A 12,984-nucleotide genomic window follows, 5' to 3' on the forward strand; every position below is an offset into this window, starting at 1 on the left:
CGTACCCATCCGGCGTGCCCCGCCTTGCCCGGTCCCGAGCGAACGCTCTTAAGGACGCTCTCGAGAGCGCACTCAGGAGCGGTTAATGCGGCAGATTACGGTGATGTCAGGGCCCGAGCGTCGGCGGCGGTGGACTGACGAGGAACGGCTGCGGATTTTGGCAGAGGCTGGGGCGCCGGGCGCGTGCGTTGCTGACGTTGCGCGGCGGCATGATATTTCGACGGCACGGATCTACACCTGGCGGAACAAGCTGCGCCCCCAGATCGCAGGGCCACAGTTCGCTGAGGCCGTGGTCGATGTTGGCGGTGTCGAGCATTCGGCTTCGGAACGATCACCTGCCATTGTGGTGGAAGTGGACAACAAAGTGCGCATGACTATTTTTCCAACTGCGCCGGCGGCGCTGGTAGCAGCAACGTTGAAGGCGCTGCGGTGATCCCTTCGACGGCGCGGGTGTGGATTGCGATGGGGCACACGGACATGCGCAAAGGCATGCAGGGCCTCGCGTTGCTGGTGCAGCAGGGCCTGCAGCGCAATCCCCACGACGGCGATCTTTTCGTGTTCCGCGGACGGGCCGGCGCGCTGGTCAAAATCATCTGGCACGACGGCGTCGGCATGTCCCTCTACGCCAAGCGATTGGAGAAAGGTCGCTTCATCTGGCCCTCGGCCAAGGACGGCATGGTCTCGCTGACGCCTGCACAATTGGCCTGTCTGCTCGAAGGGATCGACTGGCGCAACCCGCAGCATACCGCCCGCCCGCAGAGTGCCGGATAATCCCGCAATATCGGCGGTTTTCAGCGCATTTTCTGCTTTGGCTTTGGCCGATTGTGTGATTCCATCAGCCCCATGAACACGGCCGTTTCGCCCCTGCCGGACGACATCGAAGCGCTCAAGGCGCTGGTGCTGGCGGCGACGCGACAGGCCGATCTTGCCACCCAGCGGGCCGCCGATGCCGAGGCAAGGTTGGCCAATGCGCAGGCACAAGCCAGCGCCACCGAAGCGATGATCGCGCATCTCAAGCTGCAGATCGCCAAGCTGCGGCGCGAACAATATGGCCCCAGCGCCGAACGCACCCGTCGTCTGCTCGACCAGATGGAACTGCAACTCGGTGACCTCGAAGCAGACGCAGCCGAGGACATTCTGATTGCGGCTGCGGCTGCAGAAAAGGCGACCTCGGTTGCCGCCTTTGACCGCAAGCGCCCCTCACGCAAGCCATTCCCCGAACACCTGCCGCGTGAGCGCGTCGTTGTCCCGGCGCCATGCACATGTCCGGCCTGCGGCGGCAGCCGCTTGTCGAAGCTGGGCGAGGATGTGACTGAGACGCTGGAAGTGATCCCGCGCGCGTGGAAGGTCATTCAAACGGTGCGGGAGAAATTCTCTTGCCGTGATTGCGAGACTATCACGCAGCCACCGGCGCCGTTCCATGTCGTCCCGCGTGGCTGGGCTGGCCCCAGCTTCCTCGCCATGGTGCTGTTCGAGAAGTATGGCCAACACCAGCCTCTCAACCGGCAGGCCGAACGTTTCGGGCGCGAAGGCGTGCCGATCAGCGTGTCAACGCTGGCCGACCAGGTTGGCGCAGCATGTTTTGCACTGATGCCGATCTTCCAGTTGATCGAAGCGCATGTCTTTGCTGCCCAGCGGCTTCATGGCGATGACACCACCGTGCCGGTCATGGCCAAGGGCAAGACCGATACCGGGCGACTATGGAACTACGTGCGCGATGACCGCCCATTCGGCGGCGCCGATCCGCCGGCAGTCGTGTTCCGCTATTCGCGCGACCGGCGCGGCGAACATCCGCAGGCCCATCTGGCGACCTGGTCCGGCATTCTTCAGGCCGACGCCTTTGCCGGCTATAATGAGCTCTATGCGGCAGACCGCAAGGCGGGCCTGATCCTCGAGGCTGGCTGCTTTGCGCACGCCCGGCGCAAATTCTTCGAGTTGGCCGATGTGGAAGGCGCGGCGCGCAAGAAGAGCCGTGGCGAGAAGACTGGTCAGATCTACCCGATCGCGCTGGAGGCGGTGCAACGGCTTGATGCACTGTTCGAGATCGAGCGGACCATCATCGGCAAGAGCGCCGACGAGCGGCTTGCCGTTCGCCACGCATTGAGCGCGCCGCTCATGGCCGAACTGCACACATGGCTGACCGCACAACTGGCGAAGCTGTCGCGCCATCATGATCTGGCCAAGGCGATCAACTACATGTTGCGGCGCTGGGCTGGCTTCAGCCTGTTCCTCACTGATGGCAGGGTCTGCCTCACCAACAACGCCGCCGAACGGGCGCTGCGTTGTGTGCCACTGGGCAGGAAAGCGTGGCTGTTCTGCGGCTCGGATCGTGGCGGGCAGCGCGCGGCCATCGTCTATTCGCTGATCCAGACCTGCCGTCTCAACGATGTCGACCCGCAAGCTTGGCTGGCAGACGTACTGGCTCGCATTGCTGAATGTCCGGTCAGCAAGCTTGCTGACTTGCTTCCTTGGAACCGGCAAACGCGGCAAGCTTGATGTCCTGGGCCTCAGAAACTGCGGCTTCGGGCACGAACGAAAAATCCTACCTAACTGACTGCCAACCAAGTTTTTTGGCCGAAAATTCGTATAAAAAAACTTCAAGAAATATGTCAGCGATAGCAAATGGAGCAAATATCATCGCCGGGTTGCGCTCGGGATTCCAGCTTATCAGAAAAATCAGGGCGACGTGTAGGGCGAAAAAAATGGACGCTAACAGCCAGAATATTTTTTCATGGCGATAATCCCATGAAATCCTCATTGAGGCTAAAACCGCAGCCATCGAAAATGCCGCAATTTTTCCGCGCTCAACCTCTCCAGCATATACAAAAATAAAAAATGTTGCGGCCGCGATAAGCCCCACCACCAATCCAGCGCTACGAGTTAGGTAGGATGGACTCTGATCGGTCATAATTCGAACCCTTTACATATGGATGCTTTGCCTAAAATCATAATCGAGGACAAGTGCTTCTCTCGGAACAATCGTCAATCCTGCATTCGCCAAATCAGTGAAGTGCATCAACGGTGGTCTTCACCGGATGGTTACGATCGAACAAGGCGAAATCGTCGTAAAGCCGGTCGCTCCAGACCGACAGACTGGACCGCAGACAATCAGCTCATCAGATTTCTGGGAGAGCCTTGGCCAGCGCGCGCCCAAAATGCCGGATGCCATCCGCGCGCTTCTTGCGGCACTCGAACCGCTCGGCGTGTACCCTGACCTCAAGGCAGCTCTCAACCTTAAAGCCGATTTGCCGAACCTGCCCAAGCCGGTGAACTTCGGCTACATTACTAAGACCGGCAAATTCTGGACCGACCCCAACCTAGGCTCTGTACCGGAAACCATCTGGCGCCCTTACTTCGAGACTCTTGCCAGGTTGATCGGTGGGCAAATCAGCACGGGCTCCACCAGGTATGTGAGTGTGGACGGCAGGTCCGCGCCGAGGATCGACCAGTTTCTGCCCAAGCATCAGGACGATCTGGTCGAAGCCATCGCCACCATGCTGCGCGCGTTGAACGCCGAATGATCGACACCGCGTCATTCAAGTTCCGCAAATTCATCAGGAGCATTTTGTGCACCACCATTTCGTGGCTCGCATCGCTCTGCTTTCGTTTGCTGTACCCGCATTGGCCCACGCACAGCCCAGCCAGCAGTCCATCATAAATGGGGTACAAGCGCTGCGCGCAACCCGGAAGCGGATTGTGGAGAACCAAGAGACGTTCGTCATCCAATGCCCAGGGGGCGAGTTTGCTGCTTGTCGCTTGTCGAAGAACATAGGAGTGTCGGTCGATCTTCGCAAAACTGACTCCGTGCGCAATCCCTATATAGGCTACGTCAACTTGTCGGGCGTGTTCCAGAGCAACACGGCACGGCAGGATGCCGATCCGCTAAAGTCGCTCTGGTCTGTGCAATTGATTGCAAATTAGGGGCCCCCTCCCGGCATCGAAAGACGTCCTCGACTTGGACTTCAACAGCGAAATTAGAGGCACGTAGAAATCCGCGCCTGCAACTCTTGGCCAACGCGCTTGAACCCCAGCAGACGAGCTGCGGTGCGTATCAGGTCTGCGTCATCACAACCGGCATTGTCCTCACGGGCTATCTTGAATGCGGCCTCGATTTCCAGTTGCGAAATGTTGTCGGCTTTCAAGGTCGCCCCTGCTTCCGCTGACCGATCGCGAACAGGAGGTTCATCGGCTTGCGCACGGGTAAACCAGAACGAACCATTCGACAGCAGGTCCTTGTTCCCAGACTGGGCGCGCGCGAGAGCAGTCCGGGTCGCCGCCAATATCCTTGAACCAGCTTTTTCCTTATTAAAGCAGGCGGCTACGCGACGCGATACCTCTTCGACGTGGATGGGACCTTCGGCTTCCACAATTTTCCGGACCAAGTCGGCCAGCACAGAAACGGAGGCTTCATGGGGCTCAACTGAGCTTCGGACCGGGAACACAGCTCGCCGGTACGGCGGCATTTGCCGTTCCACAGCCTCTGGGACTTCGATGATGGTTGGTGGACCGTCCGCCGGGCGGTTGGGAGCGCCAGTGCGGGGCTTATTTGCCCCGTCGATTTTTAATCCCTGCGCGGCTCTTGCGTGTGCTGCGAACAAGGCTGTGCGAAGCCGTTCGATTTCAGCACTCCGATTGTAGAACCAGTCTGTGCTCCAGACTCTATGGAAATGCCATCCAAGGTGTTCGAGCACTTCTTGTCTTAGCCGGTCACGCTCCCGTGCCCAAAGGGCGCTGTGATAGGTTGCACCATCACATTCGATCGCCAGGATATAGGTGCCTGGCTTGTCAGGGTGCCGGACACCCAGATCAATTCGGAAACCTGCCGATCCGACTTGTGGATCAGCCAGAAATCCCGCTCCGCGAATGACGTTGGCAACATCCTCTTCGAACGGCGAGTCCGCATTCGCCCCGGTCGGCGAACTTTCATCGAGCCGACCATTTTTGGCGAACTCAAGGAAACGCTTCAGTATGCGCGGCCCCTCCGCCTTTGTGCGGCTTAGATCAATATCACCGGGGTCAAAGGAAGCGAAAATCTCGCAACGAATGCGGGCGCGGGTGAACAGTACGTTGAGACGCCGCTCCCCGCCTTCACCGTTGACGGGGCCAAATGACATGCTGCTCAATCGGCCGCCCTGTATTGCTGGGCCATATCCGACGCTGATGAGGATGACATCGCGCTCATCGCCCTGGACGTTTTCGATATTTTTTACGAACGGGTCTTCAGCCTGACCCTCTCGCAGAAATTCGTCCAAGGTCGTGTCGCGCCGACGTCGTGACTCCAGCAGTTCCGTGATGAGATTTCGCTGCGCAAAGGAAAACGTCACAATACCAAGTGACTGAGACGGATTGGCCCGCGCATGAGCGGCGACACGATCAACGATCGCCTCGCCTTCCTTGCGGTTGTCCCGCTTTCCGCCCTTGTCATAGACGCCATCGACGCGCGTGAAGCAAAGACCGTAAGCCGGGTCCTTCTGCAATGGCGACGGCGGCAGGACCAGGTCGCTTTCATAGAACTCATGGTTCGAGACCTCGATCAGCGAAGGGTCACGCGAACGATAGTGCCATTTGAGCATGCGCCCCGGAAGGCCACGTGCCTCGCACAGAGTCAAAATGCTTTCCATCGACGCGATCGTCGCGGCACCACCTAACAGGTTCGGCCCTGCATCTTCATCGTCACCTTCGTTTTCATCCTCATCGTCTGCCAACAAACGATCGAAAAATGAGGATGGCGGAAGCTGCTTTTTGTCTCCCACGACCACGATCTGGCTTGCCCGCGCGATTGCGCCGATGGCATCTTCAGGACGGACCTGGGAGGCCTCGTCGATCACCAACAGGTCGAAAGAGATCGTTCCTGCGGGCAGAAACTGCGCAACCGAAATGGGGCTCATCAACAAGACGGGCTTGATGCGTTGGATGGCGGTGCCGGCCCTTTCAAAGAGCCGCCGCAAGGCGATATGGCCCCTCTTCTTCCCAATCTCGCCGCGAATTACCCTCATCTCACCCATCGCGCCTTGCGGCACCTGCCCAAGATGACCTGCCAAAATGCTGGTCACGTTGTCCTTCAGCTTCTGACGCTCCAGCGCAGTGAAGGTAGCGACCAGGTCGTGGCGGCGTTCGTGTTCCAGACCCCGCAGATCAGGGTTTTGAGCAAGCGCTAGCTTCCAAAGGCATTCTGCTCGGGCAAAGCGCAGTTCAACCGCGGCAACAGTGCCAGTCAGGTCGCCAAGTCGCATCCGCGCTTCCAACTCTGACAAGCCAGCCGACACCAGAGCCTTTTGAAGGCGAGCGCGTCGTGCCCATGACGAGTAGCGGCTCGTCGCGCCAGCCAATGTACCGAAACGGGTGGCCATGATGTTCAGATCAACCGCTTCAAGCGCCTCCACCCCGAACGTGGCAGGATCGAGATCGAGCAGATTGGCCACTTCGTTCATGCTGGCGCGGGCAACCGGCTCAATTTCCCGCAGGGCTTTTCGCATTGTCGCGATGGCATCGGGACGCTTGGCGAGGCTAATGGCCATGCCCCAGTCCAATTCCATCGGCGCACCGGTAAGACGGAGGCACCAGGTGCCGATTGCAATCAATCTGGCAAAATCGGTTTTCGGACCCCGCCAGGCATCACCAAGGACGCGACTGCAGTAGGCCTCGTCACTCTCCCAACTCGACTTCAGAGCCGCCACGTGCCCCAGGCGATCGACTTGTTCTACACGTTCGGCTGCAGTCTTCGGCAGGCGCTCTCTGAGCAAACCCGCTAACTCTCGCGAAGCATCCCGGTAGCGGCTACCCCACCGTGCAAAAAACGAATTAGCCCCCGCCGAAAGTGGACCTCGCAGATGAACAGCCGACGACATGAATGCGGCATCAATGAACAATGCAGCCGCCTCGTCATGTGCTTCGCGCCACGATGCACCAGCCTGGAGTGCTTCCAAGAGATGGGCAATGTCCGGTGCGCTCAGGATGGCTTGCGCGATGTCACTGCCATCAGCCGGAAGCCCTTCCAGCCGTTCAAGGACATTGGTGATGTGGCCGCTTGCGTCGAAAGTCGGCGTTTCGGTGAGCGACAGACCTTCAAGCGGCTCGCGCATCGTTTTCGCGAGCGCCAACAATGCCGATCGCGCGGTGGACAACATTGCCGCCAACCGCGCCAAATCAACAGGTTGGATGTCGAGATTGCGGGTGCCCTCGTACGGGTGAGGTACGGCACCGCCCTCTGACTCTATGACGGTGCCGTATTCCTCAAGTGCTGCCACCAAGTTAGCTTCCGCCTCCCGTGTCATTGAAGACAGGATTTCGGTGTTCAGGCGGGGTGCGGGATAACCGTTGCCAATGAAATGCGATTGCCGGCCCAACACACTGAAAGCCGTTTCTCCGGTATTGCCAATCGGGCGATGCAGGGCCGCAGCTAGATCATTCAGGCGATCACGACTCTGTTTCAAGGCCTCAGGCGGACCAGGCGGCTGGGGTTTTGCACTGGCTTGGTTCAGCGTACGGGCAAGCTCTCCGAGCACCGACTTCTTGTTCGCACCCTTTGAATGAAGTTCGAGACACACATCGCGAAGTCCAACCTTTACCAGCCGATCGTGCACGACCGACAGTGCTGCCATTTTTTCGGCGAGGAATAAGACCCGTTTCCCTTCGGTAACGGCTGCCGCGATGATGTTGGTGATCGTCTGGGATTTACCGGTTCCCGGCGGGCCCTGAACGACAAGGTTTCTGGCTGCCCGAACCTCTTCGATAACTTTCGCCTGGGAAGCATCCGCATCAACGACATGGAACAACTTGTCTGGCGGGAGCACATCATCCAAACGGTCGTCTGATCCGAACAGCGGCTCCTCGCGCTCGAAACCCTCGTACAGCAGCCCCCTAGTCAGTGCATGATCAGCAAGCGCGTCATCCGGCCAAGCGTCAATGGCGAGGTCTCGATACATCAGCAGCTTGTTGAAGCTGAAAAAGCCAAGCTGGATGGCGTCAGGGTCGATTTTCCAACGGTTACGAGCCGCAGTGACGTCTGCAACTTGGGCGAAGTAATCGGACGGCCTCCAATCCTCACCAATTTCGAGTTCGGGGAGGTCAATCCCAAAATCGTCCCTCAGCCGTTGCTGAAGCGGCAGGTTGGTCAGCGCGTCCTCATCTCGGGCACGGATGTCATAAGTAGACGTGCGAGCGTTGCGCTTGAGTTCAACGGGTAGAAGTACCAAAGGGGCTTCGCGCGGCACGTTCGAAACCTTGTCTTCAAACCAGGTCAAGAAGCCCATCGCGAGATAGAGCATATTGACGCCGGACTCTTCCTCCGCAGTCTGCGCCTCACGCGCAATTTTCAGCAGCTTCTTCTGGAGTGCGTCAGGCCCAAGTCGCGTTTCGAGCTGGTCGTCGGTGTAGTGACCGTCGTCGTCATACTGGACGGTCGCGTCGGGTAGCGCAAACTGCCCTCGATCTTCTGCTCGGTCACTTCCTGTTGCCAGGAACCGCATGATCTTGCCACGCGACAAAATATCGTAGACGTCATTGGATCGTTCGTTCTGGATGTTCAGCACATTGCCGCGTGTGTTGGCGCGGTTGACATGAACCAGACGGTTCCGCGTTCCAGTTTCGACAAGCCTGCGGCGGGTATCGTCGAAGAGCTTCATGACCGCTTGTCGAACAGCGTCATCTTCAACCTTGCGGTTAGTGCCCTGGCTCGCCAACCTCTAACCTCCCTGAAAGACAACCTTTATGGCGAGATTTCCCGTCCACAGCAAACGACTCGTGCTTCAGAGCCCAATTGGCATGCTGATGATTGCGCGCACGTTATCAAAATGCAGCCAACGGAGTTCGTGCCGATGGACGCTGATACCCACGGGGGCCTCTAGGCCTTTTTCCAATCCTCAATGATCGCCGGATGGGGTTTCCCTTCATCACGCAATGCTTTTGCTAGCTTATTGAACAAATGCGGGTTGCCGCGCTTGCTATCCGGGTTTCCGTTTATCGTCGACAGGCCATGGCCGGGAATGCTCAAATGAATGTCGCCCGCTATATCATCGTACCAAATCCCAATTCTGGGATATGCAGTTTTGCCGCTGCGCTCCGCCATAGGACCTCCTTTCTGCCCAATCAGCACGCTGGGTGCAAAGCTGACAACTGATAAACCGAAATCCTGATCAAGGCACGCAGCGAGGATTACAGAAACTCCGCTATTAAAGGGTGAGCATCATTTTCTTGAGCATTGTTGGCCAGTGTGCCCAACTTTCCTCTGGCTTCCACCAGGGCTGCACGTGCTGTTGCATGTGTTGCCGATAAAGGGCCTTCTTTTCCTTTGGCAACAAGGCGAGCGCGTGGGTCAGCGAGGTCTGGTTGGCGGCAGCCATGAACAAGTCCCAAATGTATCGCTTTGCTTCGCCTGGGGGTGGTCCTGGGCACCGTTCGACCAGAGCAAACTCCGCCAATGGGTTCTTGTAGCTGGCCAAATCCTTGAGCGGGAATTTGACCTTTTTCAGGCGCCGCTCGATCCGGACACCGACCTTGCCGGGCTTTTCTGAGTTTTTCGTCTTCCTTTTTGCCGCTCGATCATAAATCATCGTATGATGTCCTGCGGGCTTACCGGCTTGGAAGGTCTCCAATGCCCCGTTTTGCCGCCATTCCTTAACGGTCAGGCCTTGGGGATGAAGATAGTGGAAATCCTGCATGGTGAGCGTAGGAAAATCAACTGTCACGTCGAGTCGCGTCACATGGCCGTGGTCGATAAAGTAGGACCAGCCTCCTTCGATATTCGACCCAAGGAAAGCATCCAGTTCCACCATGCCCTGTGCCCCAAGATCAACGGGCACGAATTCCAGTCGCAGCTTGGTTGCGAAAGAGATGCCGTCGTTCGTATTGTCGTAGGCGTATGACAGGTGCGGCCAGAACTTTGAGTTCAGCAGCGATGGGAGAGCCAACTTCCATGCGCATTTGAAGCCATTCGGCTTCTGTGTGGCCTTGAAATCATCCTTGGCTTCATGGTTTGCCCAAACAGCCTGATGAACCGCGTACGCAAGTGCCTTATCCGTGATCTCAGCCACCACCGACAGGCGGTCAATAAACGGGATTGGTACGGATACGTTCTTATCCTGGGCCAATGCCGGTGAGGGTGTGTTTTCATGCTCTGCACTGGGTTTATCCCCCCAGGTTTCCTTCTGGTTAGAAGTGACCCCTGACGTGACCTTCTTTTTGACGGGGATTTTGATCGTCACCATCAACGTCCTGTGAGTCGCCGGGGTTGAATTCGACGTATCGCACAGGGTGGTTAACATGAGGTGGTAGGGGTATGCCCATCGTTGAGCAGGCCCCCGATCCACAAGCAATTAATTGCAAACCTCCAGAATATGAACTTTGATCGAGACTCAATTGGATTGACCCGAAATCAAGGCCTGCAAAGCATCGGCGGGGATGATCCGGCGGCCCCCAACCTGAACAGAGCGCAACCGACCTGCTTTTAGGTGCACATAAATCGAACTGCGACTGAGGCTCGTCGCCTGACAAGCCTCACGAATGGAGTAACTAACCTTCGGAGGTATAATTTTGGTATTCATCATCAGTGCTCCTCGACAGCGTATGTACACCGACGATCAATATCAGATTATCATGAAAAGCGCTTCAGTTTTAAATTAGCGACTTTCGTTCGGCGTTGTGGACGATAGCAGCTTTGAACGCATATACCTTTTCACAAATCTCTCGATCCTAGATACTTCATGCCCCTTTCCGGAAATTTGATCTTTTAGAATTTTGGCAGCGCCTGTTGCCGTCTTGGCCTTCCCGTCTTGGATGAGGAGGTCGACATGTCTGAAAAGCAGCTCGTCATCAATTGCAAAACTACCACTGTCTTTCGGTCGACCGCGGCGCTTGGGCAAGCCATGGAACGAGAAGGCCTCAATTAACCTGTCATATTCGACCCGCACGTCATAAAAGCCCTCGTCTTGCTGGCCATGTGGCCGCTTGAAATACTCTTCGTGTGGATGGGTTAAAGCAAAGCGCCGTCCTCGCCTCAAAGCGCCCATACCCAGATCAATCTGCCCAAACTCATGCAGGGCATCGGCTGGTATCTTTGTGTCGACAAAGGTCTTTTCGCTGACTTCGCCGCCACTTACATATCTTCCTCGAAGAGGAAAATATCCCGCAGCACCATAAAATATAAATCGACTTGTTGCTGAGTTTAAATCTCGCAGAGCTTCACTATACGTCTCGGGGCACGCACAATCGAGCACGATACGCAGCATTCCAGCATCAGCAAAACAACCAAAGAGTGTCCAAGAGATGGCCGAAACAATAGGCACATACGACCCAAGGGGCGCAGATATAGGTAATATCCGGCCAAAAAATTCGCTATAGGCGTACTGTATTTCGCTACCACTCATATCTCTGAGGTGATACGCGAACATTCTTAACATTTGTTCGATTATCTGGGCAGCCTAACTTGGGCGAACCGTCACGCCGCCCCAGCCTCCGGAAACTGCACGATGTCTGCGCCTTTCCGTAATTGGTCGAGGTGGTTGGACCACCACTGGGCCATTTTGACTCGCTCCTGCCAATGCGGGCCGCGATGGTACGCAGCACGAACTTTGTCGTTGTCGCTGTGGGCCAGTGCGCGCTCGATTGCATCGGGATGCCACTTCCCGCTTTCATTAAGCAGTGTCGATGCCATCGCACGGAAACCGTGGGCGGTCATCTCATCGGTGGTGTAGCCAAGTCGGCGCAGCGCCGCATTGAGCGTATTTTCGCTCATAGGGCGGGTTCGGGTGCGAATGGACGAAAATACATATCCAGTGGGACCGGTTGCCTGGTGCACTTCTTCGAGCAGCTTCACGACCTGTTGAGATAAAGGCACCTGGTGGGCCTTTCCCATTTTCATCTTCTTGGCGGGGATTTCCCACACTGCATCTTTCAGATTGATCTCCTCCCACTCGGCATGCCGCAGTTCGCCGGGCCGGACGAAGACGTGAGGGGCGATTTGCAGCGCAAGTTTGGTCAGGCCCTGACCATCGTATCCGTCAATCGCTCGTAGCAGCGCACCCACCTTGCTGGCTTCGGTGATCGCAGAGTAGTGCTTCACCTTGGGTGTCATCAGGGCTCCCCTGAGGTCGCGAGTCGGGTCCGAGCGCAGACGCGCAGTCGACACGGCATAGCGGAAGACCATGCCTGCCAATTGCAGTGTTCGGCTGGCGCTCTCCAGATTGCCCTTTTTCTCGATCTTGCGGACTGCCTCCAAGAGTTCGGCCGGCTCAATTTCGCCAATGGGTATCCCGCCAATCGAAGGGTACAAGAGGCTCAGCAGATATTCGCTGCGAGTCGCGGTGTTTGGTTTCCAGCCCTTCTCGCCATCCCGTTTTCGCTTGTCGCAATACTCGATGGCGATAGCCTTGAAGGTGTTTTCCGCCTCTGCTTTGGCTTTCACCTTGTCGCGCTTCTTTTCGCGATTGGGGTCTTTCCCACCGGCCAAGAGGGCACGTGCCTCATCCCGGCGCTTTCGAGCCTCGCTCAGGCTGATGTCAGGATATGGGCCGATTGCCAGCTGCTTCTCTTTGCCATCAAACCGATATTTCAGCCGCCAGAGCTTCCCTCCGGCAGGACTGATCAGCAGGTGAAGCCCGCCCGAGTCGGCGAGCTTTCTGGGCTTGAGGCCGGGCTTTGCATTTCTGATCGTGACATCTGTAAGTGCCATTTTATCCCGCCCTCCGATCAAAATGCCCCCAATGGTGGGGGCATCGCATTGGGCGAAGGCGAAGTGCCCCCCGAAAATGCCCCCAGTGCGGGGTGGCTGTCGTCGGACAGGGTTGGATGCTATCGGCCAAAACTCCCGGAATTATGGGGAATTTCCGCGCTTTGTCCAGACAGTATCGGACGGATTGGGATGGGGGGATGGAGCGGGTAGCGGGAATCGAACCCGCATAACTAGCTTGGAAGGCTAGGGCTTTACCACTAAGCTATACCCGCCCGCTCTGTGCTTGCGTCCCTTGGCACGGTTGCCCGGTCTTCGTC

General features: G+C 57.3%; 12 protein-coding genes and 1 tRNA gene. 5 read left to right on the forward strand and 8 right to left on the reverse strand.

All coding sequences use genetic code 11. The features are described from left to right. Positions 1–85: 85 nt before the first annotated feature. The 3 genes from tnpA to tnpC all read left to right on the forward strand — a co-directional run bounded on the left by tnpA (position 86) and on the right by tnpC (position 2,496). Positions 86–433, forward strand: coding sequence for an IS66-like element accessory protein TnpA (tnpA, locus tag P4L78_RS00105; RefSeq protein WP_309326192.1), 348 nt, complete (start codon positions 86–88; stop codon positions 431–433). Positions 434–450: 17 nt separating this feature from the next. Next, positions 451–771, forward strand: a complete 321-nt coding sequence (gene tnpB / locus P4L78_RS00110) for an IS66 family insertion sequence element accessory protein TnpB (protein ID WP_405051489.1) — start codon at positions 451–453, stop codon at positions 769–771. Between the two features lie 72 nt (positions 772–843). Further along, positions 844–2,496 (forward strand): IS66 family transposase, encoded by a 1,653-nt coding sequence (gene tnpC, locus P4L78_RS00115; protein ID WP_309326194.1) that lies wholly within the window; start codon positions 844–846, stop codon positions 2,494–2,496. Between the two features lie 46 nt (positions 2,497–2,542). Here tnpC and P4L78_RS00120 read toward each other — a convergent pair whose 3' ends face one another. After that, positions 2,543–2,908 (reverse strand): hypothetical protein, encoded by a 366-nt coding sequence (locus tag P4L78_RS00120; RefSeq protein ID WP_309326195.1) that lies wholly within the window; start codon positions 2,906–2,908, stop codon positions 2,543–2,545. 127 nt (positions 2,909–3,035) lie between these two features. Between P4L78_RS00120 and P4L78_RS00125 the strand changes: the two genes are divergently transcribed. Both P4L78_RS00125 and P4L78_RS00130 read left to right on the forward strand, forming a co-directional pair. Beyond that, positions 3,036–3,521 (forward strand): hypothetical protein, encoded by a 486-nt coding sequence (locus tag P4L78_RS00125; protein ID WP_309326196.1) that lies wholly within the window; start codon positions 3,036–3,038, stop codon positions 3,519–3,521. A 46-nt stretch (positions 3,522–3,567) separates the two neighbouring features. Beyond that, on the forward strand, positions 3,568–3,921 hold the full coding sequence (locus P4L78_RS00130) for a hypothetical protein (RefSeq protein ID WP_309326197.1): 354 nt from the start codon (positions 3,568–3,570) through the stop codon (positions 3,919–3,921). A 53-nt stretch (positions 3,922–3,974) separates the two neighbouring features. Here P4L78_RS00130 and P4L78_RS00135 read toward each other — a convergent pair whose 3' ends face one another. The 7 genes from P4L78_RS00135 to P4L78_RS00160 all read right to left on the reverse strand — a co-directional run bounded on the left by P4L78_RS00135 (position 3,975) and on the right by P4L78_RS00160 (position 12,939). Further along, positions 3,975–8,624: a DUF3320 domain-containing protein gene (locus P4L78_RS00135; protein WP_309326199.1), complete on the reverse strand. Its 4,650-nt coding sequence runs from the start codon at positions 8,622–8,624 to the stop codon at positions 3,975–3,977. 218 nt (positions 8,625–8,842) lie between these two features. After that, positions 8,843–9,067, reverse strand: coding sequence for a hypothetical protein (locus P4L78_RS00140; protein ID WP_309326200.1), 225 nt, complete (start codon positions 9,065–9,067; stop codon positions 8,843–8,845). Between the two features lie 103 nt (positions 9,068–9,170). After that, complete coding sequence (locus tag P4L78_RS00145) at positions 9,171–10,205, reverse strand: hypothetical protein (RefSeq protein WP_309326201.1); 1,035 nt, start codon at positions 10,203–10,205, stop codon at positions 9,171–9,173. Between the two features lie 147 nt (positions 10,206–10,352). After that, a complete protein-coding gene (locus P4L78_RS22835) occupies positions 10,353–10,544 on the reverse strand; it encodes a helix-turn-helix domain-containing protein (RefSeq protein WP_405051488.1) in 192 nt (63 codons plus the stop codon). A gap of 72 nt (positions 10,545–10,616) precedes the next feature. Next, complete coding sequence (locus P4L78_RS00150; RefSeq protein ID WP_309326202.1) at positions 10,617–11,387, reverse strand: hypothetical protein; 771 nt, start codon at positions 11,385–11,387, stop codon at positions 10,617–10,619. A gap of 47 nt (positions 11,388–11,434) precedes the next feature. Continuing rightward, positions 11,435–12,667 (reverse strand): integrase arm-type DNA-binding domain-containing protein, encoded by a 1,233-nt coding sequence (locus P4L78_RS00155; protein ID WP_309326203.1) that lies wholly within the window; start codon positions 12,665–12,667, stop codon positions 11,435–11,437. A gap of 198 nt (positions 12,668–12,865) precedes the next feature. Then, a tRNA-Gly gene (locus tag P4L78_RS00160) sits at positions 12,866–12,939 on the reverse strand. Positions 12,940–12,984: the final 45 nt, after the last annotated feature.

The organism is Silvimonas sp. (assembly GCF_031291215.1).
Classification (GTDB): Bacteria; Pseudomonadota; Gammaproteobacteria; order Burkholderiales; family Chitinibacteraceae; genus Silvimonas; species Silvimonas soli.